A 20,848-nucleotide genomic window follows, 5' to 3' on the forward strand; every position below is an offset into this window, starting at 1 on the left:
GGAAACGGTCCGGGCCGCGGTTGCGACCCTTGGGCGTATCTAGGGAAGGACAACTACCTGTGCGCCGAAGACCAGCCCGGCACCGAAACCGATCTGCAGGGCCAGCCCGCCGCTCAGTCCGGGGTTCTCCTGCAGGAGCCGGTGCGTTGCCAGCGGGATCGAGGCAGCGGACGTGTTGCCGGCCTCGGCAATGTCCCGTGCCACTGTAACCGTCTCGGGCAGCTTCAGCTTCTTCACCATCTCGTCGATGATGCGCATGTTGGCCTGGTGGGGGATGAAGGCAACCAGGTCTTCAGCCTGGATGCCGGCAGCATCGAGTGCCTGCTGGGCCACCTTGGCCATTTCCCACACTGCCCAGCGGAACACCGTCTGGCCGTCCTGGCGGAGGGTGGGATAGAGCTCCTGGGCTTCCTCCAGGAGGGCGAGGTCGCCCGTGGAGTCGGACTGCCGGGCGGCGAGGCCGAGGTCGCGGACGTCAAGCAGGGAGCGGGTCATGCCAATGGCGTCCCACTTGCTGCCGTCTGAGCCCCATACCGAGGGGGCGATGCCCGGGGTGTCGGAGGGGCCGATCACGACGGCGCCGGCACCATCACCGAGCAGGAAGGAGATGGTGCGTTCCCGGTTGTCGATGACGTCGGAAAGCTTTTCGGCCCCCACCACCAGGACATACTTTGCGGTACCGGAGCGGACCAGGGCGTCGGCCTGGGCAATCCCGTAGCAGTAGCCGGCGCAAGCGGCGGAAATATCAAAGGCAGGTGCGGGCGTGGCGCCGATCCTGTCGGCCAGGCTGGCTGCGGCGGAAGGCGTCGCGTAGGGGTGTGTCACGGTGGAAACAATGACGGCCCCGAGCTCCGAGGCGTCAATACCGGCCTTCTCCATGGCTTCGCGGGCAGCGCCCTCTGCCATGTCGATCACGCTGACGTCGGCAGCCGCGCGGTGGCGGGTGACGATGCCGGTGCGCTGGCGGATCCACTCGTCCGAGGAATCAATCCACTGGCACACGTCCTCGTTGGTGACGATGACGTCCGGCCGGTAGGCCCCCAGGCCAAGGATGCGGCTGTGCTCGTGGATGGGAACCTGTTTCAGCGTGGGAACGCTCATGCGTTGCCCTCCAGTTCTGCAAAGAGCGCCAGGGCCGCGGAGAGGTCATCAGGAGTCTTCACCGCAACGGTCTTGACGCCGGGCATGCCGCGCTTGGCCAGTCCGGCCAGCGTGCCGGCAGGGGCGAGTTCGATCACGCCGGTCACACCGCGGTTGACCATGCTCTCCATGCAGAGGTCCCACCGGACCGGGCGGGACACCTGGGCAATCAGGCTTTCGACGGCGGCATCACCGTCCGTGACTTCACCGCCGTCGAAATTCGACAGCAGCGGCACCTTGGGCGCCACCGGGTTCAGCTGCGGCTTCAGTTTCTCAAGCGCGCTGACAGCGGGCGACATATGGCTGGTGTGGAAGGCGCCGGCCACCTTGAGCGGGATGACGCGGGCCTTGGCGGGCGGGTTCTCGGCCAGGGCCTTCAGCTGTTCAAAGGTTCCGGCCGCCACTGTCTGGCCTGCCCCGTTGACGTTGGCGGGGGCGGCGCCGGCCGCCTCGATGGCTGCCAGCACCTCGGCCGGGTCACCGCCTACGACGGCGCTCATGCCTGCGGGGGTGACGGCTGCCGCGGCGGCCATGCTGTTGGCACGTTCGCGGACGAAGGTCATGGCTTCCTGCTCCGTCAGCACTCCAGCCAGGGCGGAGGCGGTGATTTCACCCACGGAGTGGCCCGCGAGGATCACCGGAAGGGAGTTGAGTTCGACATCGAAGAGGGAGGCGGCGGTGACCAGCCCCGCGGCAACGATCAGGGGCTGCGCAACCGCAGTGTCCTTGATGGTTTCCTCGTCGGAGGTGGTCCCGTGGGCTATCAGGTCAATGCCTGCGATGTCACTCAGGGAGGCCAGCTGGCCTGCCACCGAGGGAAGTTCCAGCCAGGGGGCCAGAAAACCCGGGGTCTGTGAGCCCTGTCCAGGGCAGACTATTGCAAGCACGTAACCAGCTTTCCAAATTACTGTGTGATCCAGCGGTGTTTCACCGCACCAAGCTCACGGGGTCAGGTTGTAGGAAGTCTACAATGCCTCACGACTGGTTACGGGACGGTTGCCGCTCCGTGGCGGCCTTGGGCGGGGCCGACAGCCGGCCCACCACCAGCGCGGCCTGCAGGACGAACGCCTCCCGCGGCAGCAACGGATCCCAGCCTGTGACGTCGCAGACGCGCTTCAGCCGGTACCGAACAGTATTGGCGTGGACGAAGAGTTCCCGGGCTGTCGCCTCCAGCGAGTGGCCCAGTTCCAGGTACGTTCCCAGCGTTTCCACCAGGCCGTTGGACGCCGCCAGGAGGGGCCGGTAAATGTTCTTCACCAGCGAGCGGCGCGCCGCATCATCGCCGGAAATAACGCGTTCGGGCAGAAGGTCGTCCGCGGCTACCGGCCGCGGAGCGGAGGGCCAGGCGCGCGCGGCGGTAAGCCCCGCAAAGGCCGACTGCGCGGAACCGCTGGCTTCCAGCAGCGAGCTGGCCTCGGGCCCGTAAACCACGGGTCCGGGGGCGAACATGTCGCTGAGCTTCACATAGGCTGTTTCGCGGTCCTGCACGCCGCCAAGGATGAGGATCAGCCGGTCGCCCTGGATGCCCACCAGCGCGTCCTCGGCATAGCGCCCGGCCATCCGCCGCAACTCGCTGACGTAGCTGGCGCTGGGTTCGGAGGGCGAATTGCCCACCATCACGGTGAACCTCTCCTGCGCCTTCCAGCCAAGCGCTGCGATGCGTGAGCGCAGGGCGTCCGTGTTTTCGCCGCGCAGGATCGCATCCACGATCAGGGCTTCCAACCGGGTATCCCAGGAGCCGCGGGATTCGGCAGCGCGGGCGTACACGTCGGCGGCGGCGAAGGCCACCTCCCGCGAATAGCGCAGGACTGCTTCGCGCAGGGACGGCTGGTCGGCTTCCGGCGCGATGACCGGAACCTGGTCCTCCACCACCTCCACCACGATCCTGATCAGCTGCAACGCCTTCTGCAGGCTGATCGACCGCGTGAGTTCCGTGGGGGCTGTCCCAAAGACATCCGTGAGGATCCACGACGGCGAGCTCGGCCGTTCGTACCAGGTCACGAAAGCGGCGATGCCGTTCTGTGCCACCATTCCCAGTGCCGACCGCTCATCCGCACTGAGCCGGCTGTACCAGGGGAGCGACTGCTCCAGCTTGCGCATGGTGCTGGTGGAGAGCTGGCCGACGTTGGCGCGGAGCTGCTTGAGGGTTTCGGACTTCTCCGGCGTGACCTTCGGCGGGGTCGGTTTCCGCTTGGAGGACGGGCTGGCTGGTGCTGGCATTCTTTGAGCATACGGCCACCGTCGCGCAAGCTCCATTTGTGCGAAGGCTACAATCCGCCTTGTCACGGATCACAAGACGTCCGGCCCCGTCCGGTGCCGCACACTACAGACACGACGACGGCGGCCCCCACCTTGGTAGGTGGGGGCCGCCGTCGTCGTGATGCTGCTTGATACGCTGTCCAGCCGGAAGGCTAGGCTTCGCCCCCGGCATTGCCGGTGGTGCCGGCATTGACGTTGAGCAGCTTGTACTTCTCGATGGCCTTGACCGGGGCGTCAACATCCACCTCGCCACGGCGCGCCAGCATTTCAAGGGCACGCACCACGATGGAGTGGGTGTCGTTCTTGAAGTAGCGGCGGGCTGCTGCGCGGGTGTCGGAGAAGCCGAAGCCGTCGGCGCCGAGGGTGGCGAATTCGTTGGGGACGAACTGCCGGATCTGGTCGGGGACGGCTTTCATGTAGTCGGAGACGGCGACGATGGGGCCGGTGGCGCCTTCGAGTTGCTGGGTGACGAACGGGGTGCGGGCGGGTTGGCCGGGGTTGAGGAAGGCTTCTTCTTCGGCGGCGAGGCCGTCGCGGCGCAGTTCGTTCCAGGAGGTGACGGACCAGACGTCGGCGGAGACGTTCCAGTCGTCGGCCAGGACGCGCTGGGCTTCGATGGCCCAGGGCACGGAGACGCCGGAGGCGAGGATCTGGGTGCGGGGGCCGTCGATCTTTGCCGGGGCGAGCAGGTAGATGCCCTTGATGACGCCTTCGATGTCGAGGTTTTCGGGTTCGGCGGGCTGGACGATGGGTTCGTTGTACACGGTGAGGTAGTACATGACGTTCTTGTCCGTTGAGTCCGGCCCGTACATGCGTTCGAGGCCGGAGCGGATGATGTGGCCGATTTCGTAGCCGTAGGCGGGGTCGTAGGTGAGCACGGCGGGGTTGGTGGAGGCGAGCAGGGGGGAGTGGCCGTCGGCGTGCTGGAGGCCTTCGCCGGTGAGGGTGGTCCGGCCTGCGGTGGCGCCGATGATGAAGCCGCGGGTCATTTGGTCTGCTGCGGCCCAGAAGGCGTCGCCGGTGCGCTGGAAGCCGAACATGGAGTAGAACACGTAGACCGGGACCAGGGGCACGCCGTGGGTGGCGTAGGAGGTCCCGGCGGCGGTGAAGGCTGCCACGGCGCCGGCTTCGTTGATGCCGGGGTGGATCAGTTGCCCGGCGGGGGATTCCTTGTAGGCCAGGACCAGGTCGCGGTCCACGGAGAGGTAGTTCTGGCCCTTGGGGTTGTAGATCTTCGCGGTGGGGAAGAACGCATCCATGCCGAACGTGCGTGCTTCGTCGGGGATGATCGGGGCGATGTGCTTGCCGAAGTTCTTATCCCGCATCAGGTCCTTGAGGAGCCGGACGAAGGCCATGGTGGTGGCGGCCTGCTGCTTGCCAGAACCGCGCTTTGCCACCTCGTAGGACTTCGCGTCGGGCAGCACAATCTCGGCGTGGGTATTCCGGCGTTCCGGGACGGCTCCGCCCAGGGCAGCGCGGCGCTCCATCATGTACTTGATTTCCGGGGCGTCGTTACCGGGGTGGTAGTACGGCGGCCGGTACGAGTCCTTCTCGAGCTGTTCGTCACTGACGGGGATCCGCAGGTGGTCGCGGAACTTCTTCAGGTCATCCAGGGTCAGCTTCTTCATCTGGTGGGTCGCGTTGCGGCCCTCGAAGTGCGGTCCCAGGCCGTAGCCCTTGACGGTGTGGGCGAGGATGACGGTGGGTTTGCCCTTGAATTCGGTGGCGGCTTTGTAGGCTGCGTAGACCTTGCGGTAGTCGTGGCCGCCGCGTTTGAGGTTCCAGATCTGGTCGTCGGTGAGGTCCGCGACGAGGTCTTTGGTCTGCGGGGTTTTGCCGAAGAAGTGTTCGCGGACGAACCCGCCGGATTCGGCTTTGTAGGTCTGGTAGTCCCCGTCGACGGTTTCGTTCATGATTTTCACGAGCGAGCCGTCGGTGTCGCGGGTGAGCAGGTCATCCCATTCCCGGCCCCAGACGACCTTGATCACGTTCCAGCCTGCGCCGCGGAAGAACGCTTCGAGTTCCTGCATGATCTTGCCGTTGCCGCGCACCGGCCCGTCCAGGCGCTGGAGGTTGCAGTTGATCACGAAGTTCAGGTTGTCCAGGTTTTCGTTCGCCGCCAGCTGCAGCAGGCCGCGGGATTCGGGTTCGTCCATTTCGCCGTCGCCCAGGAACGCCCAGACCTGCTGGTCGGAGGTGTCTTTCAGGCCCCGGTTGTGCAGGTACCGGTTGTTCTGGGCCTGGTAGATCGCGTTCATCGGGCCGATGCCCATGGACACGGTAGGGAATTCCCAGAAGTGCGGCATCAGGCGCGGGTGCGGGTAGGAGGACAGGGCATGGCCCTCGCGGGACTTTTCCTGCCGGAACCCGTCCAGGTCCTCCTCGGAGAGGCGTCCTTCCATGAACGCCCGGGCGTACATCCCGGGGGAGGCATGGCCCTGGAAGAAGACCTGGTCCCCGCCGCCGGGGTGGTCCTTGCCGCGGAAGAAGTGGTTGAACCCGACCTCGTACAGGGTCGCGGCACCGGCGTAGGTGGAGATGTGCCCGCCGACGCCGATATCGGGCCGCTGCGCCCGGTGGACCATGACCGCGGCGTTCCACCGCATGTAGGCCCGGTACCGGCGCTCGTACTCCTCGTTGCCCGGGAACTGGGCTTCCTGGTCCACCGGGATCGTGTTCACGTAATCGGTGGTGGTCACCATCGGCACCCCGACACTCTGCGCGCCGGCGCGCTGCAGCAGGCTCCGCATGATGTATTGGGCACGCTCGGTGCCCTGTTCCCTGATCAACGCATCCAGGGACTCAACCCACTCGGCAGTCTCTTCCGGATCACGATCAGGCAGCTGGTTAGTCAACCCGCTGAGGATATGGGAGGTATCTTCTCCTGCAGCCACGTCCAACCTCTCTTTGCGCGCATGAATCGGCGCACTCAGGCCAGGCAGGGTGACTGCCCGGCGTACATACGCCGTGTGCGACGTATCGGTTACAACAGCCCGGGCATGTGTGCCGGGCAGCTTCCTAGCGCTCCTATGTCTGCACGGAGTCACAAGGTTGTCGTCCCGCAGCCATAGTTGTCATCAGCCACTCTAGCCCTGACCGCAACGCGATGCGTAGCCGCGGGTCAGGTGCTGCGGTTGTATTTCGTTCGTCATACTGGTTGTGTGACAAAAAGCCCTTGTGACGGGGATGCTGCAGCCGGATGTGACGCAGAATATGCGCAGTCCCGGGGGCGGCAGCTTGAAGCGCAGGCGCAAAGGGTGTTGGCTTGGGAGTAATGGAAATCACTATGCACACTGCATATATGAGGTATTGGAGGAACACGTGAGCGAGGCCGACGCCGCCACTTCGGTAAATGTGGCGGAAAAATTGGGTTTCAAGAACGGGGATCTGATTCAGGAGTTCGGTTACGACGACGATGTCGATTTCGACTTGCGTGACGATATTGAGGACCTCACCGGTTCCGAGTTGCTGGACGAGGACGATCACGAGGTGGCGGACGCCGTCATCCTGTGGTGGCGCGACGGCGACGGGGACCTGGTGGACAGCCTGATGGATTCCCTCACTACCCTGAGCGAAAACGGTGTTGTCTGGGTCCTCACCCCCAAGTCAGGCAGGGACGGCTACGTCTCGCCAGCAGACATCCAGGAAGCCGCACCCACCGCCGGCCTGCACGTCACCACCTCAGCGGGAGTCTCGAAGGACTGGAGTGCAACCCGCCTTGTCAGCAGGAAGAACAAATGACGGCAGCGGTTGAGGCCGCTTCCGCAGCTGTTCCTGCACTGGGCGCGGAAGCGCCCGACTTCGAGCTTGCCAACCAGTACGGCGAGCCCGTGACGCTGTCATCCTTCCGGGGGCAGAACGTGGCCCTGGTCTTTTACCCGTTTGCATTCTCGGGGATCTGCACGGGTGAACTGTGCGAGATACGGGACAACCTGGCCACATTCGAGGATTCGAACGCGGTGGTCCTTGCAGTGTCCGTGGACAGCAAGTTCAGCCTCCGGGCCTATGCGGCGCAGGAAGGCTACAGCTTCGACCTCCTTGCCGACTTCTGGCCGCATGGGGCCGTGGCCAGTGCTTACGGTGTGTTCGACGACGTCAGTGGCATGGCCAAACGCGCCACCTTCATCATCGACGCTGACGGCAGAATCCGTTACAGCGTTGTGAATCCCCGCGGACAGGCCCGGGACTTCGCCGAATACCGCGCGGCCCTGGCGGATCTGAAACAGGCCTGATCGACCATGGCGGAACATCGGCGGGGGACGGGCCTTACCGGCTTTGCCAGCATGCCGCCGGTAGCCCCTGCTCCGCTGTCAGCCGATGACCTTGAGGTGCTGGCCAGGATCCGCGACCTGCTTGCCGGTGCCCCGTTCGCCCTGCTGACGGGCGCGGGCCTGAGCACCGACTCCGGCATTCCGGACTACCGTGGCCCGGACTCGCCGCCGCGGCAGCCCATGACCTACCAGGAGTTTGTCCGGGACGCGGCCAACCGGCGCCGCTACTGGGCCCGGAACCACATCGGGTGGTCCCACATGCGGCACGCGGACCCGAACGTGGGCCACTATTCAGCAGCGGAGCTGGAACGCCGCGGTTACCTCACGGGCCTCATTACCCAGAACGTTGACCGCCTGCACCAGGACGCCGGCAGCTCCAACGTCGTCGATCTGCACGGCCGGTATGACCAGGTGATATGCCTCGACTGCGGGCGGACCTACACCCGGCGCCTCCTGGCCGGTGTTTTCGAGGAACTCAACCCCGGATTCCTGGAACGGGCAGCGGCGTCCGGGTTGGTGGAGATGGCGCCGGATGCTGACGCCACCGTGGAGGACCAGGTCCTCATCAGCAGCTTCGTGGTGCCGGTCTGTCCTGCCTGCGGCGGTACCCTGAAGCCGGACTTCGTCTACTTTGGGGAAAATGTGCCCAAGGACCGGGTGGAACGTTCGTACGCCATGGTGGACGGGGCAGCCGCGCTGGTGGTTGCCGGTTCATCCCTGACGGTCATGAGCGGTCTTCGGTTTGTGCGGCATGCCGCCAAGGAATCCAAGCCGGTGGTAATCATCAACAGGGGCGCCACCCGGGGTGATGACAAGGCGACCGTCAAGCTTGAAGCCGGCGTCAGCCAGGCGCTGGGCTACCTCGCGGCCGAACTCCCCGCCCTGTAGGGACACCTCAGGCGGTTCGGTGCTGGGATTCGCGTTTCCGGCCCCCTGTCGGGTAGAGTTTATGTTCGTTGGTTGCGGCAGTCCGGCCGGAAACCGCCTGATTTGGGTCTTTAGCTCAGCTGGTAGAGCGCCACGTTTACACCGTGGATGTCATCGGTTCGATCCCGGTAGGACCCACCAAACTACAAACCCGCTGTCCCCGCCTTACCGGCGGGCGGCGGGTTTTTTGCTGCCTGCCCTCCTGCCGTCATTGTCGGACCCTTGCCATACGTTGCAGGAATGGAACATGTCATGGTGCACACAGACAGCAACGGAATACCGACGACGGTGCTGAGCCGGGGCAGGGAATGGGCGGTTGGTGCCGAACCGGTCAGGTGGTTCGAGCGCATCAACTGGTGGGAAACCAGCCGGCGGATGCCGAAGGGCAACAGTGGTGTGGACGTCGAAGTCCTGCAGCTGCAGGTGCGGCTGGGCAACAACAGCAAGTCAGCGCTGACCACCGTGTACCTCCAGCGCGACGGGACCGGCGGAGGCTGGAGGCTACGGGAAACGGCAGCGGACGCAGCTTGACGTATCAATGCCCGGATACGAAGGCATCACGCCGGCGTTGACTTTCCGGCATTGGAAAACCCTCCACCGCGGCTATTGGGGGATGCCGCGGTGGAGGGCTTGGGATGAATATACCGTGAACTGCTGGAAACAAAAAGTCATGCGCCGTTCGGCTGCTTCACGTTGGATCAGGGCCACGAAAACCGCCGTTCACAGGCCGTCATGGTGGTTGTTGTTCACATGAATGGACACTATGGCAGCGCCGGGCAGCGGTTTGGGACGTGGAGGATTTGGGGATCCCAAGGTTCACGGGAAGGTCCTCAAGGATCGGTCCCCCACCAGTGAGGTCCATAAAACCTGCCTCAACCCGGACAGCAGCGGAAACGTAATTCCAAGCACTATGGAGTTCATTATGCTGAATTGTGACTAGGATATTGAACGACTCATTCCAGTGCGACGATGTGAGGCAGATCATGGAGGACAAGCGGGCAGGCTTCGTGGGCCTGGGGCATATGGGTAATTTGATGGCTTCCAATGCCATCGCAGGGGGCTGGCAGGTCAGCGGCTGGAACCGGTCGCCTGAAGCGCTCACCCGGCTGCAGGACCTCGGCGGGTGTGCCGTTGAGCGGGTCGTGGAGATGCGGAACCTCCCCGCCATCGTGTTCATGCTGCCTGACCTGCCACACATAGAGGAAACAGCACATGACCTGCTGGAGAGCTGGAAGCAGAACCCGCCGGCACCGAATACCGTCCTGCTGGTCATGAGCAGCGTTTCGCCCACCGGCGTACAGGAATTCGGGCGGCGCGTCCGGGAGTTCAGTTCCGGCAACGCACGGGTCGTGGATGCACCCGTGAGCGGAGGCACCAAGGGTGCGGCGGACGGCACCCTCGCCATCATGGCAGGCGCGGACGACGAACAGTCCTTCCGCCGCGTTGAGCCCCTGCTGCGGACCATGGGTACCACAGTGCGCCACCTTGGCCCACTGGGCGCGGGCTCACTTGCCAAGGCCTGCAACCAGTTGGTGGTGGGGACCACGACGGCGGCGCTTGCCGAGGCTGCCGAACTTGCCGAACGCTCCGGGCTGGATCCGGCGGCACTGTTCGAGGTCCTGTCCGGCGGCTTGGCCGCGAGCAGGGTCCTGGAGATCGTGGGCCCGCGCCTGGTCAGCAAGGATTACACCCCCACCGGCCCGGCCAAATTCATGCACAAGGACCTTGGGTTTGTGCTGGATGCCGCCGAGGCGGCGGGCGTGGCAACCCCAATGGCAGCGGCCGGCATCGAGCTCTACGCGGAGCTAAGGCGCCAGGGCCACGGCGACCAGGACCTTGCCGTCGTGCGGCAGGTGGTCTCCAACCTCAGTCAAGGAGCCGCGGGAGCGGCGGAAGGAACAGTTGCACCATGAGTTCTTTGTTTGATTTGACCGGCCGGGTTGCCTTGGTGACGGGGTCCAGCCGGGGGATTGGCAACGCGTTGGCGCGGGCACTGGCCGACGCCGGGGCAACGGTGGTGTTGAACGGTATCAACGGGGAGCGGCTCAAGGATGCCGCGGCGGCGATGGCCGCCGACTACGCTCCGGGCCGGGTTCACAGTGTCGCTTTTGACGTGACGAGCGACGCCGGGGCGGCGCGCGGGGTGGGATGGGTGGAGGAGCATGTGGGGCCGTTGGAGATCCTGGTGAACAATGCAGGGATCCAGCACCGGGTGCCGATGCTGGATTTGGACGTGAAGGATTGGGAACGGGTGATTTCCACGGACCTGACCAGCGCGTTCCTGGTGGGCCGGGAAGCAGCGCGGTACATGATCCCGCGGGGGCGGGGGAAGATCGTCAACATCTGCTCGGTGCAGACGGACCTGGCCCGCCCCACGATCGCGCCGTACATTGCGGCGAAGGGCGGGCTGCGGAACCTGACCCGGGCGATGACGGCGGAGTGGGCCGGGTCCGGGTTGCAGATCAACGGGATCGCGCCGGGCTATATCCATACGGAGATGACGCAGAACCTGGTGGATGATGAGCAGTTCAACTCCTGGATCCTGGGCCGGACCCCGGCCAACCGGTGGGGGACCGTGCAGGACCTGGCCGGGCCGGCCGTGTGGCTGGCCTCGGACGGGTCTGATTTCGTGAACGGGCAGACTATTTTTATCGATGGCGGAATGACGGTGGTGGTCTGATGGCACTGGATACAGCACTCCCCGTGTCCGGCCCGGCCGTGGTGGCGCACGCCGCCAACGATCTGCGGATCGACGAGCTGGCCCTTACCGCTCCGGCCGCGGATGAGGCGGTGGTCGAGGTGGCGTTCGGCGGGATTTGCGGGTCGGACCTGCACTACTGGCTGCACGGCGCGGCCGGGGAGTCGATCCTGAGGGCGCCGCTGGTGCTGGGCCATGAGATTTCCGGGACGGTGGTCCGGGCCGCGGCTGACGGGACCGGCCCGGCCGCGGGCACTGCGGTGGCGGTCCATCCGGCCACCCCGCCCGGGTGCCGCACGTTACCCGGCGGACCGGCCCAACCTGTCCCCGGGCTGCACCTACCTGGGCAGTGCCGCGCGGTTCCCGCACACGGACGGGGCGTTCAGCCGCTACGTGAACCTCCCCACCCGGATGCTCCGGCCCCTGCCCAACGGTGTTGGCCTGCGGACCGCCGCGTTGATCGAGCCGGCCGCCGTGGCCTGGCACGCCGTCTCCCGGGCCGGGGACGTGGCCGGCAAATCGGCGCTCGTGATCGGGTCCGGGCCCATCGGGGCCCTCGCCGTCGCCGTCCTGAAACGCGCCGGTGCGGCCCGGATCACCGCCGTCGACGTGCACCCCACACCACTGGAAATCGCCCAAGCCGTGGGAGCGGACCAGGTGATCACCGCCGGCGATGCGGAGGCGATCGCCGCCGTGGAGGCCGACGTCGTGATTGAATCCTCCGGCAACCACCACGGCCTGGCCTCCGCCATCCAGGGCGCGGCCCGCGGCGGCACCGTGGTGATGGTGGGCCTGCTGCCCACCGGGCCGCAGCCGGTACTGATCTCCCTGGCCATCACCCGCGAACTCGACCTCAAAGGCTCCTTCCGGTTCAACGACGAGATCGATAACGTCATCGCCGCCCTCACCGACAGGACCCTGCACATCGAGCCCGTCATCACCCACGAATACCCCGTGGACAACGCACTGGAAGCCTTCACCATGGCCCGCAACTCCGCCGAATCCGGAAAAGTCCTCCTCAGCTTCGGCCCCCGGAGCGAAGCTACTGTCGAACGGGGATAAACACCCGTGGCTGTTCCGTCCAGGTGTCGGCCATCTGGGACATGGTGCGCCGCATGATCCGGTCAGAGGCTTCGCGCGCGGACGCGGCATCGCCCCTGGCAATCGCTTGCGCCACATCCTCGTGCCACTGGAGGGCGGCCTGGTGCGGGTGGTCGGGCATCAGGCCATGAACGGTGCGGCCTGTCAGGGTCTCGGCCACCTGGCCCATGAGGTTGGCGAACATCTCGTTGCCCGAGCCGGAGAGCAGCAGGGAGTGGAACCGGATGTCCAGTTCCAGGAAGCGTGCAACTTCGCCGTTGTTGCCGGCCTCCCGCATTGCACGGGCAACGTCCACGAGCTCCATCCGCAGCGGTGCAGGGGCATTCTGTGCCGCCAGTTCGGCGGCCGCGGGTTCCACCGCGGCGCGCAGTTCGGCGAGGGAGCGGAGCTGCGCGCCGCGTGCGTCGCTTGCCAGCCGCCACCGGATCACCTGCGGATCGAAAGGATTCCAACGGCTTGCCGGCAGCACACGGATGCCCACCCGCTTGGTGGTTTCCACCAGCCCCAGCGACTGCAGGACCCGCACCGCTTCCCGGATCACCGAGCGGGACACTTTCAGTTCATCCTCCAACTGCTCCGCCAGCATGACGTGGCCCGCCGGGAGATCCCCCGAGATAATCCGGGTGCCCAGGTTGTCGATGGCACGGTGGTGGAGGCTGCTGGTCATGCTGCTAAGCCTAGTTGCTGGCCGACGCCCGGTTGTGCGTGCGCCCGCTGCCGCGGTGGTTCGCAGGGTGGCCAACCTGAACCGGCACCGAAACAATGGTTCCATTACGCAGCTGTTACTTTCGCGTCACAGCGAGAATATATATGCTTTATTCCGACCCCCTGATCTGCCCCGGTGTCTTCCCGCCTGCGGAAGCCGGCAACCGGGGCAAACAATGAATTGGAGTTATTGATGTCTGCAGCACACATCGGTGTCACCGGCCTCGCCGTCATGGGCGCCAACCTGGCCCGCAACCTGGCCCGCAACGGGTTCACGGTTGCCCTGCACAACAGGTCGGTGGAGAAGACCGACGCGCTGCTGGAGAAGCACGGCTCCGAAGGCGACTTCGTCCGGACCGAGACCCTCCAGGAACTTGTTGATTCCCTGGAAAAGCCCCGCCGGGTGCTCATCATGGTCAAGGCCGGCAAGCCGGTCGATTCCGTCATTGAGCAGCTGGAGCCGCTCCTGGAGCCGGGCGACATCATCATCGACGCCGGCAACTCCCACTACGAGGACACCCGCCGCCGGGAAGCCGCACTGGCCAAGAAGGACCTGCACTTCGTGGGCGTCGGTGTGTCCGGCGGCGAAGAGGGTGCACTGAACGGCCCGTCCATCATGCCCGGCGGTTCCAAGGAGTCCTACAAGGCCCTCGGCCCGCTGCTGGAGAAGATTTCCGCGAAGGTCGACGGCGAGCCCTGCTGCGCCTGGATCGGCACCGACGGCGCCGGCCACTTCGTCAAGATGGTCCACAACGGCATCGAATACGCCGACATGCAGGTTATCGGCGAGGCCTTCGACCTGCTCCGCTCCGGTGCCGGCATCGAGCCCGCCGAACAGGCCAAGATCTTCACCGAATGGAACAAGGGGGAGCTTTCATCCTTCCTGATCGAGATTTCCGCCGAGGTCCTGGGCCACGTGGACGCCAAGACCGGCAAGCCGTTCGTTGACGTCGTCGTCGACGCCGCCGGCCAGAAGGGTACGGGCCGCTGGACCGTCATTTCCGCCCTGGAACTCGGCTCGCCGGTGTCCGGCATCGCCGAATCCGTCTTCGCCCGCGCCCTCTCCTCCCAGGCCGGGCAGCGCAGGCTGGGCCAGGAACTGCTGGCAGGCAACGAGGCCGACGTCGAGATCCCGGAAAGCTTCGTTGAGGACGTCCGCCAGGCGCTCTACGCCTCCAAGCTGGTCTCCTACGCCCAGGGCCTGGACATGCTGACCTCGGCCGCCAAGGAATACGGCTGGGAACTGAAGCTGGACGAGATCGCCTCCCTGTGGCGCGCCGGCTGCATCATCCGCGCCGAGCTCCTCAAGGACATCACCAAGGCCTACGCCGCGGACCAGAAGCCGGCCAACCTGCTGTTCGCCCCGGCATTCACCAAGGCCATTGCAGACGCCCTGCCGGCGTGGCGCCGCGTTGTTGCCACCGCCGTCCAGCTCGGCATCCCGGTGCCGGTGTTCTCCTCATCGCTGGCGTACTACGACGGCCTGCGCCGCAAGCGCGTGGCCGCCGCCCTGATCCAGGGCCAGCGCGACCTCTTCGGTGCACACACCTACGGCCGCATCGACACCGAGGGAACCTTCCACACCCTCTGGGGCGAGGACAAGTCCGAAGTTGAAGCGGTGGACACCCACTAGCAGCTGCCGCCGCATGACAAAGGCGGGCAGTTTCCCGGTTCTCCGGGAAACTGCCCGCCTTTTGCTGTGCCTGGTACTTCTAGATCCGGTACTCGATGTCGTATTCGGCCGGATCGACGGCGGGCTTGGTTTCCCGCTGCGCGTCCCGGTGCCTCCATTTGGCCGGAACACCGGTAACGATCGATTCCGGCGGCGCATCCTTCACCACCACGGCGTTGGCGCCGACGGCACTGTCCCGGCCGATGGTGATGGGCCCCAGGATTTTGGCTCCGGCACCGATGGTGACCCGGTCACCGATGGTGGGGTGGCGTTTGATCCGGGCAAGTGAGCGCCCACCGAGCGTGACGCCGTGATAGATCATCACGTCCTCGCCGATCTCGGCTGTCTCGCCAATGACCACACCCATGCCATGGTCAATGAAGAAACGACGTCCGATCGTGGCACCCGGATGGATCTCAATACCGGTCCAGGACCGGCCCAGCTGGGACAGCAGGCGCGCCGGGAAGCGAAGCGACGGGTTCTGCCACATGCGGTGCGTCAGCCGGTGGATCCAGATGGCGTGCAGGCCGGAATAGGCGAAAAAGTTCTCAAAAGAACCTCGAGCCGCCGGGTCGTGGGACCGGGCGGCGTCGAGGTCTTCCTTCAGTCTTGCGAAAAAGCCCACAAAGTTCTTTCTACAGGAAACGGGCGGACGGCGGGCTGATCAGCCGCGGATGTCGTCATAGAGCACGGTGGAGATGTAACGCTCACCGAAGTCGCAAACGACCGCCACGATCAGCTTGCCGGCATTTTCCGGACGCTTGGCCAGTTCCAGCGCGGCCCAGACGATGGCGCCGGAGGAGATGCCGCCCAGGATGCCTTCCTTGATGCCCAGTTCGCGCGCAACGCGGACCGAGTCCTCCAGGTTCGCGTCAATAACCTCGTCGTAGACGTTGGTGTCCAGCAGCTCCGGGATGAAGTTGGCGCCCAGTCCCTGGATCTTGTGCGGGCCGGGGGCGCCGCCGTTCAGGATGGGGGAGTCCTTGGGTTCCACCGCCACGATCTGTACGCCGGGCTTGCGTTCCTTCAGGACCTGCCCGACGCCGGTGATGGTTCCACCGGTGCCAACGCCGGCCACGAAGATGTCCACGCCTCCGTCGGTGTCTTCCCATACTTCCTCGGCGGTGGTCCTGCGGTGGATCTCCGGGTTGGCTTCGTTGGCGAACTGCTGGGCCCAAATGGAGTTCTCGGTGTTGGCCACGATTTCCTGGGCCTTTTCCACGGCTCCGCGCATGCCCTCGGATCCCGGGGTCAGGACGATCTCGGCACCGAAGGCGCGCAGCATGACCCGGCGCTCGGTGGACATGGTCTCAGGCATGGTGAGGATGACCTTGTACCCGCGGGCGGCACCCACCATGGCGAGGGCGATGCCCGTGTTGCCGGAGGTGCCTTCGACGATGGTGCCGCCGGGCTTGAGGGCGCCCGATTTTTCCGCGGCGTCGATGATGGCAACGCCGATGCGGTCCTTGACGCTGTTGGCCGGGTTGTAGAACTCCAGCTTCACGGCAACGGTGGCGTCCAGCCCCTCGCTGAGCCGGTTCAGCCGGACCAGTGGGGTCCCGCCCACCAGTTGCGTCACATCGTCATAGATCCGTGCCATGTACATACGCCTATCTCTAAGGGGTGAATACTGAGGTCAGCCTAACGAGGCCGCGTAACGGAGGCTAAGCGTTAAGCCATGCAGAGTAATATTTCCGGGCCTTGGCCAGCTTGGGGTTGATGATCACCTGGCAATACCCCTGCTCCGGGTGTTTGGCGTAGTAATCCTGATGGAATTCCTCCGCCACGTGGAACCGCGGCAGGCGGCTGACCTCGGTGACAATGGGATGCGGCCACAGCGCCTGGTTGCGTTCGATGGCTTCCTCGAACAGGATCTTCTCCTCCGTGGTCTCGTAGAACATCGAGGAACGGTACTGGGTGCCCACGTCGTATCCCTGCCGGTTCAGCGTGGTGGGGTCATGAAGGGCGAAGAACATGTCAAGGACAACTTCCGCGGGGATAACCTCCTCGTCGAAGGTCACCGCCACCACCTCCGCGTGGCCAGTGGTTCCACTGCAGACCGAGTAGTAGTCCGGATGGGGATCGTGCCCGCCGGTGTAGCCGGACACCACCGAGGTGACACCCCGTGTCTTCTGGTAGACGGCGTCAAGGCACCAGAAGCAACCTCCGCCAAGAACAAAAGTTTTCATGACCTCTTCAATGGTTGACGGCCCGGGATCATTCCCTGCCGGCCCCGCGCCATGCCGCAAACTGCGGCGGCCGCAAGCCGATGGGGTAAAACTAAGACTATGGAACCTGTGGACACCGACGTTACCGGCCAGGCAGATCACGACGGCGAAGCCTCCTCCGACACGCCGGCTCCGGCCGGTTCCGCGGACGCTCCCACTTTGGCCGAACTGCTCCTGGCAGTTGAGGAACTGTGGCCGGAGTCCCTGGCGGAAAACTGGGACGAGGTAGGGCTCGTGGCAGGCCACCCGTCCGCCGCCGTCACCAAGGTGATGTTTGCGGTTGATCCCACGCTGGAGGTCATCGAGGAAGCCGTTGAGTGGGGAGCCGAACTGCTCATCACCCACCACCCCCTCCTGCTGAAGGGCGTCACGTCGGTCGCCGCCACGTCGGCGAAGGGCCGGGCAGTCCACCGGCTCATCGAGTCGGGAACGGCACTGCTGACCGTGCACACCAACGGCGACTCCGCCGTCGGAGGCGTTTCCGATGTCCTGGCCGACGCCCTGGGGCTCCAGGACGTCGCCCCGCTCACGGTGGCAGCCAACGGGCTCCCGGAGGAAGGCATTGGCCGCGTGGGCGACCTGGCGGATGCCATGAGCCTGGGCGACTTCGCGGCCCGGGTGTTTGGAATTCTTCCGTCAGTGGCCGGGGGAGTGCGGGTCTCCGGCGACAAGGACGGACTGGTGCGGCGCATCGCGGTGTGCGGCGGTGCCGGCGATTCGCTGTTCAATGAGGTGCGCGCCAGCAACGCCGACGTCTACGTCACCGCGGACCTTCGCCACCACCCGGCATCCGAGGCGCGCGAAGCCGCCCTCAACGGACGGCCGTACCTGGTGGACGTGTCGCACTTCGCCAGTGAATGGCTTTGGCTGCCTGCGGCCGCGGCCGCCCTGGGCAACGTCCTGGCTGACCAGGGACACGAGGTGGAGACCCAGGTCAGCACCACCAACAGCGACCCCTGGGACTTCATCCTCACGCCGGGCTAGGCAGCAGCCCGGGATGCGTCGAGGCAGGGAAACGGGGCCACGCGCTAGAGTCTAGGAAGCGCCGGTTCGGTGCCCGGCTACGGCCGGAAGGGATTTATCGGAGGTAACAGTGGCCAAGGCAGCACCGGCGGAACAGTTGAAGTTGCTTGAACTGCAGGGGCTGGACGCCCGGTTGAAGGGCCTCACCAACCGCCGGCGCACGCTGGAAAACGATCCCCGCATCAAGGACCTCGAAGCCGCGCTCTCTGTTGCCAACGGTGAATTGGGAGCAGCCAAGGTGGCCGTGCACGATGCCGAGGCCGCGCTTAAGCGGGCGGAAGCCGACGTCGAACAGGTTGCTTCACGGATCGAACGCGACGAGGCCAGGCTCAACAGCGGCACCGGCCTTTCCAAGGACCTGGTTGCACTGCAAAAAGACATCGCCTCGCTCAACAAGCGGCGCTCCGACCTTGAGGACGTGGAGCTGGAGGTCATGGAGCGGCTGGACAGCCTGCGGGAACGGCAGGCGGCGCAGCAGCAGATTGTCGACGACATCCAGGGCTCCTTTGCCACCATCAGGGCCGAGCTTGACGCGGCCCTCGCGGAGGTGGAAACGGAAGCGGCAGGCCTTCGCGCGCAGCGCGCCGCATTCGCTGCAGGCCTGGAGGCGGGCATGCTGGCGGTTTATGAAAAGACGCTTGCCAAGCGCGGAGTGGGCGCGGCCCGGCTGTTCCACGGCACCTCCGAAGCCTCCGGCATGAAGCTCAGCCCCGGCGACCTCGCGGAGATCAAGGCTTCGGCCGCGGACGACATCGTGTTCTGCCCGGACTCCGGCGCCATCCTGGTCCGCTCGGACGAGTGGTCCTGACCGGGCGGATCAGCCCGGCAGGATGATGTTCAGGGCGTGCGGCCTGCGGGCCGTGCCCGGCACCAGTTCTGCGTCCCACTTCTCGCGGGCAGCCTTCAAAAGGTCCGACGGCGCCGCCGGGGCTTTACCGCGGCGTACCAGCAGGTGCCGCGCCAGTTCCCCCCGGGTGTGCTTGGCGAAGTGGCTCACCACTTTGCGGACCCCACCTGTTTCGGTGAAGACGTTGACCGCCACGGTCTGCTCCGGCGGCGGTGCGCAGGCGGCTGCATAGGTGCTGGACCGGCAGTCCACCACCAGGTGCCCCCGGGCGGCGCTGCCCAGGGTTTCGCCAAGCTGCGTCTTCCAGAACGGGGCCAGCCTGCCGACGTCGGGCAGTGCCGTGCCCATGGAGAGCCGGTAGGCGGGGACGCTGTCGCCGAAGCGAAGGGCACCCCACAGGGCCGAGATCACCAGGACGGACGCGTCCGCCTTGCGCCGCTGGGCCGGTGTCAGGCTCCGATAGCCAAGGGCGTCGTACAGGACGCCGGAATAGATGCTGTGTGCGGGCGCTGCCGGCTCGGCGCCCAGGCGCGTATTGCGTTCCACGTCCTCACGCAGTGATGCGCCCACGCCCAGCAGGGCGAGGGCGTCCTGGTGGGCACTGACGGTTCCCAGCGCTTCGAGGACCTTGGCGCGGTAGGGGTTCAATTCCGGAAAGCCGAGCGTGGACCAGTCGACGGCGGGTCCCCGGAGCGCGGGTGTCTTGCCTTCGGAAGGGGGAAGCAGAATCAGCACCGTCCGATCCTACCGGCGCAAAAGCGGGTGGCGGCGCCGGTAGACTGGACGGCGGATGGGACAGCCAGGCGGCCGCGCGTCACGCAAGTGGCTCGAGGAACGTCCGGGCTCCGCAGGGCAGGGTGGTGGGTAACGCCCACTCGGGGTAACCCGCAGGCCAGTGCCACAGAAAACAGACCGCCTGCATTGCCGGCTTTGGCCGGGAAGGGCAGGTAAGGGTGAAACGGTGGTGTAAGAGACCACCAGCTTCCCGGGTGACCGGGAAGGCTAGGTAAACCCCACCCGGAGCAAGGCCAGACAGGACACGTTCGAGGGCTGCCCGCCCGAGTGTCCGGGTAGGCCGCTGGAGGGTGCCGGCAACGGTACTCGTAGATGGATGGCCGTCGCTCCCTTTCCGGTAACGGCAGGGGAGAACAGAACCCGGCGTACCGGCTGTCCCATCCACATTCCGCGTTTGACCTAGGGCGATGCGTTGGGGATGCTGGACCGTGCCCGTTATTCCTGATCCCCGTCCCGCCGCCCGGGCCGGCGTCCCCGGCATCCGTTCCCAGGTCATTGCGCTTGGCGGGTTCCTGGCGCTGTCCGCCGCGGCGTGGGTCATCGCTTCGGTTCCCATCATCCTGAATTCCAACGGGTGGTACGCCGGTTCGGTGAAGGCGCCGTGGATGCCGCCGCCGTGGATGTTCCGGAGCACCTGGATGGCGCTGTACACCGGCGTGGCGGCAGCCGCGTGGCTGGTCTGGCGCAAGGGCGGCCTGACCGGGAGCACCCGTGCAGGCTACATTGTCCAGCTGCTGCTCAACGCGGCGTGGCCGGCGGCCTTTTTTGCCCTGTACCCAATGCTCGGAGCTGCCGCCCTCTGGGCTGCGTTCGGGGTTATCTGCGCACTCGCCGGAACCTTGGTATTCCTGATCCTGCGCTTCGGGCCGGTGGACGCCGCCGCCGGCCTCCTGGTGCTGCCGTACTTTTCCTGGCTTGTCTTTTCCGCCAGCCTGAACCTCTACTCAGCCGTCCACAACTGAGTCCGGCAACACCACGGCTGCGGGGCATCCCGGCCATGTGAGTGATTTCACGCAGCGCAAGCGTGTTCCCGGCGGCGGGCCAAATTAGAATGGATCCCGGACGCAGGAGTTCTACCGCCGAAAGTTGCGTTCGCAACCGGCGGTTTTTCTTTGCACGCGATCCAGGCGCCTGGGGGCCATCCCTGCAGGCGCGGGTGCCCCTGGACATCATCAGGTGGCC

At 65.7% G+C, this 20,848-nt stretch carries 19 protein-coding genes, 1 tRNA gene, 1 other RNA gene and 1 pseudogene; 13 read left to right on the plus strand and 9 right to left on the minus strand.

The window, feature by feature from the left end; all coding sequences use genetic code 11:
• Nucleotides 1–39 precede the first annotated feature (39 nt).
• The 4 genes from AC6JAM_RS17190 to aceE form a co-directional block, all read right to left on the minus strand.
• Complete coding sequence (locus AC6JAM_RS17190; RefSeq protein ID WP_056387340.1) at nucleotides 40–1,101, minus strand: beta-ketoacyl-ACP synthase III; 1,062 nt, start codon at nucleotides 1,099–1,101, stop codon at nucleotides 40–42.
• Nucleotides 1,098–2,027, minus strand: a complete 930-nt coding sequence (locus AC6JAM_RS17195) for an ACP S-malonyltransferase (RefSeq protein ID WP_497935311.1) — start codon at nucleotides 2,025–2,027, stop codon at nucleotides 1,098–1,100. Before AC6JAM_RS17195 ends, AC6JAM_RS17190 begins: the two co-directional genes overlap by 4 nt.
• Nucleotides 2,028–2,115: 88 nt before the next feature.
• On the minus strand, nucleotides 2,116–3,360 hold the full coding sequence (locus tag AC6JAM_RS17200) for a PucR family transcriptional regulator (RefSeq protein ID WP_018768270.1): 1,245 nt from the start codon (nucleotides 3,358–3,360) through the stop codon (nucleotides 2,116–2,118).
• Nucleotides 3,361–3,551: 191 nt separating this feature from the next.
• On the minus strand, nucleotides 3,552–6,293 hold the full coding sequence (gene aceE, locus AC6JAM_RS17205; RefSeq protein ID WP_223991926.1) for a pyruvate dehydrogenase (acetyl-transferring), homodimeric type: 2,742 nt from the start codon (nucleotides 6,291–6,293) through the stop codon (nucleotides 3,552–3,554).
• 427 nt (nucleotides 6,294–6,720) lie between these two features.
• Between aceE and AC6JAM_RS17210 the strand changes: the two genes are divergently transcribed.
• The 8 genes and pseudogenes from AC6JAM_RS17210 (at nucleotide 6,721) to AC6JAM_RS17245 (ending at nucleotide 12,357) form a co-directional block, all read left to right on the plus strand.
• Nucleotides 6,721–7,140, plus strand: a complete 420-nt coding sequence (locus AC6JAM_RS17210; RefSeq protein ID WP_026265808.1) for a DUF3052 domain-containing protein — start codon at nucleotides 6,721–6,723, stop codon at nucleotides 7,138–7,140.
• Nucleotides 7,137–7,631 carry a peroxiredoxin gene (locus AC6JAM_RS17215; protein ID WP_018769522.1) on the plus strand — a complete coding sequence of 165 codons (495 nt, stop codon included), beginning with the start codon at nucleotides 7,137–7,139 and terminating at the stop codon, nucleotides 7,629–7,631. Before AC6JAM_RS17210 ends, AC6JAM_RS17215 begins: the two co-directional genes overlap by 4 nt.
• A gap of 6 nt (nucleotides 7,632–7,637) precedes the next feature.
• On the plus strand, nucleotides 7,638–8,558 hold the full coding sequence (locus tag AC6JAM_RS17220) for an NAD-dependent protein deacetylase (RefSeq protein ID WP_134164633.1): 921 nt from the start codon (nucleotides 7,638–7,640) through the stop codon (nucleotides 8,556–8,558).
• Between the two features lie 104 nt (nucleotides 8,559–8,662).
• A tRNA-Val gene (locus AC6JAM_RS17225) sits at nucleotides 8,663–8,738 on the plus strand.
• Nucleotides 8,739–8,849: 111 nt separating this feature from the next.
• Nucleotides 8,850–9,128 carry a hypothetical protein gene (locus tag AC6JAM_RS17230; protein ID WP_018769520.1) on the plus strand — a complete coding sequence of 93 codons (279 nt, stop codon included), beginning with the start codon at nucleotides 8,850–8,852 and terminating at the stop codon, nucleotides 9,126–9,128.
• Between the two features lie 452 nt (nucleotides 9,129–9,580).
• Nucleotides 9,581–10,510, plus strand: coding sequence for an NAD(P)-dependent oxidoreductase (locus AC6JAM_RS17235; protein ID WP_043424978.1), 930 nt, complete (start codon nucleotides 9,581–9,583; stop codon nucleotides 10,508–10,510).
• Nucleotides 10,507–11,277 (plus strand): SDR family oxidoreductase, encoded by a 771-nt coding sequence (locus tag AC6JAM_RS17240; protein ID WP_497935312.1) that lies wholly within the window; start codon nucleotides 10,507–10,509, stop codon nucleotides 11,275–11,277. The genes AC6JAM_RS17235 and AC6JAM_RS17240 overlap by 4 nt, the downstream gene beginning before the upstream one ends.
• A pseudogene (locus tag AC6JAM_RS17245) lies at nucleotides 11,277–12,357 on the plus strand (L-idonate 5-dehydrogenase). Before AC6JAM_RS17240 ends, AC6JAM_RS17245 begins: the two are co-directional and overlap by 1 nt.
• Here the strand turns inward: AC6JAM_RS17245 and AC6JAM_RS17250 are convergent.
• Nucleotides 12,338–13,063 carry a FadR/GntR family transcriptional regulator gene (locus tag AC6JAM_RS17250; RefSeq protein WP_018769516.1) on the minus strand — a complete coding sequence of 242 codons (726 nt, stop codon included), beginning with the start codon at nucleotides 13,061–13,063 and terminating at the stop codon, nucleotides 12,338–12,340. The pseudogene AC6JAM_RS17245 and the gene AC6JAM_RS17250 sit on opposite strands and share 20 nt — an antisense overlap.
• A 231-nt stretch (nucleotides 13,064–13,294) precedes the next feature.
• On the opposite strand from AC6JAM_RS17250, the gene gnd reads away from it, so the two are divergent.
• Nucleotides 13,295–14,734, plus strand: coding sequence for an NADP-dependent phosphogluconate dehydrogenase (gnd, locus tag AC6JAM_RS17255; RefSeq protein WP_018769515.1), 1,440 nt, complete (start codon nucleotides 13,295–13,297; stop codon nucleotides 14,732–14,734).
• Between the two features lie 79 nt (nucleotides 14,735–14,813).
• Here gnd and epsC read toward each other — a convergent pair whose 3' ends face one another.
• The 3 genes from epsC to msrA form a co-directional block, all read right to left on the minus strand.
• On the minus strand, nucleotides 14,814–15,398 hold the full coding sequence (epsC, locus tag AC6JAM_RS17260) for a serine O-acetyltransferase EpsC (protein WP_018769514.1): 585 nt from the start codon (nucleotides 15,396–15,398) through the stop codon (nucleotides 14,814–14,816).
• A 39-nt stretch (nucleotides 15,399–15,437) separates the two neighbouring features.
• Nucleotides 15,438–16,373 carry a cysteine synthase A gene (gene cysK, locus AC6JAM_RS17265; protein ID WP_026265806.1) on the minus strand — a complete coding sequence of 312 codons (936 nt, stop codon included), beginning with the start codon at nucleotides 16,371–16,373 and terminating at the stop codon, nucleotides 15,438–15,440.
• A gap of 64 nt (nucleotides 16,374–16,437) precedes the next feature.
• The gene (msrA, locus tag AC6JAM_RS17270) at nucleotides 16,438–16,962 is read right to left on the minus strand and encodes a peptide-methionine (S)-S-oxide reductase MsrA (protein WP_018769512.1); all 525 of its coding nucleotides are present in this window, start codon (nucleotides 16,960–16,962) and stop codon (nucleotides 16,438–16,440) included.
• Between the two features lie 99 nt (nucleotides 16,963–17,061).
• Between msrA and AC6JAM_RS17275 the strand changes: the two genes are divergently transcribed.
• Complete coding sequence (locus AC6JAM_RS17275) at nucleotides 17,062–17,985, plus strand: Nif3-like dinuclear metal center hexameric protein (protein WP_497935313.1); 924 nt, start codon at nucleotides 17,062–17,064, stop codon at nucleotides 17,983–17,985.
• Nucleotides 17,986–18,094: 109 nt separating this feature from the next.
• Nucleotides 18,095–18,832: a zinc ribbon domain-containing protein gene (locus AC6JAM_RS17280; protein ID WP_056390741.1), complete on the plus strand. Its 738-nt coding sequence runs from the start codon at nucleotides 18,095–18,097 to the stop codon at nucleotides 18,830–18,832.
• A gap of 9 nt (nucleotides 18,833–18,841) precedes the next feature.
• Here the strand turns inward: AC6JAM_RS17280 and AC6JAM_RS17285 are convergent, their stop codons facing one another.
• Complete coding sequence (locus AC6JAM_RS17285) at nucleotides 18,842–19,606, minus strand: YaaA family protein (RefSeq protein WP_497935314.1); 765 nt, start codon at nucleotides 19,604–19,606, stop codon at nucleotides 18,842–18,844.
• Nucleotides 19,607–19,662: 56 nt separating this feature from the next.
• Here AC6JAM_RS17285 and rnpB point away from each other — a divergent pair.
• Nucleotides 19,663–20,050: RNase P RNA component class A (gene rnpB, locus AC6JAM_RS17290), an RNA gene on the plus strand.
• 44 nt (nucleotides 20,051–20,094) lie between these two features.
• Nucleotides 20,095–20,628: a TspO/MBR family protein gene (locus AC6JAM_RS17295; RefSeq protein WP_018769508.1), complete on the plus strand. Its 534-nt coding sequence runs from the start codon at nucleotides 20,095–20,097 to the stop codon at nucleotides 20,626–20,628.
• Nucleotides 20,629–20,848 lie beyond the last annotated feature (220 nt).

It is taken from the genome of Arthrobacter sp. GmRoot5-12 (assembly GCF_059739365.1).

Excerpts from the sequence above, each read along its gene's own strand:
- AC6JAM_RS17190 (WP_056387340.1), bottom strand. The coding sequence starts at position 1,101 with ATGAGCGTTCCCACGCTGAAACAGGTTCCCATCCACGAGCACAGCCGC.
- AC6JAM_RS17200 (WP_018768270.1), bottom strand. The coding sequence starts at position 3,360 with ATGCCAGCACCAGCCAGCCCGTCCTCCAAGCGGAAACCGACCCCGCCG.
- AC6JAM_RS17215 (WP_018769522.1), top strand. The coding sequence starts at position 7,137 with ATGACGGCAGCGGTTGAGGCCGCTTCCGCAGCTGTTCCTGCACTGGGC.
- AC6JAM_RS17220 (WP_134164633.1), top strand. The coding sequence starts at position 7,638 with ATGGCGGAACATCGGCGGGGGACGGGCCTTACCGGCTTTGCCAGCATG.
- AC6JAM_RS17230 (WP_018769520.1), top strand. The coding sequence starts at position 8,850 with ATGGTGCACACAGACAGCAACGGAATACCGACGACGGTGCTGAGCCGG.
- AC6JAM_RS17235 (WP_043424978.1), top strand. The coding sequence starts at position 9,581 with ATGGAGGACAAGCGGGCAGGCTTCGTGGGCCTGGGGCATATGGGTAAT.
- AC6JAM_RS17240 (WP_497935312.1), top strand. The coding sequence starts at position 10,507 with ATGAGTTCTTTGTTTGATTTGACCGGCCGGGTTGCCTTGGTGACGGGG.
- AC6JAM_RS17250 (WP_018769516.1), bottom strand. The coding sequence starts at position 13,063 with ATGACCAGCAGCCTCCACCACCGTGCCATCGACAACCTGGGCACCCGG.
- gnd (WP_018769515.1), top strand. The coding sequence starts at position 13,295 with ATGTCTGCAGCACACATCGGTGTCACCGGCCTCGCCGTCATGGGCGCC.
- cysK (WP_026265806.1), bottom strand. The coding sequence starts at position 16,373 with ATGGCACGGATCTATGACGATGTGACGCAACTGGTGGGCGGGACCCCA.
- msrA (WP_018769512.1), bottom strand. The coding sequence starts at position 16,962 with ATGAAAACTTTTGTTCTTGGCGGAGGTTGCTTCTGGTGCCTTGACGCC.
- AC6JAM_RS17275 (WP_497935313.1), top strand. The coding sequence starts at position 17,062 with ATGGAACCTGTGGACACCGACGTTACCGGCCAGGCAGATCACGACGGC.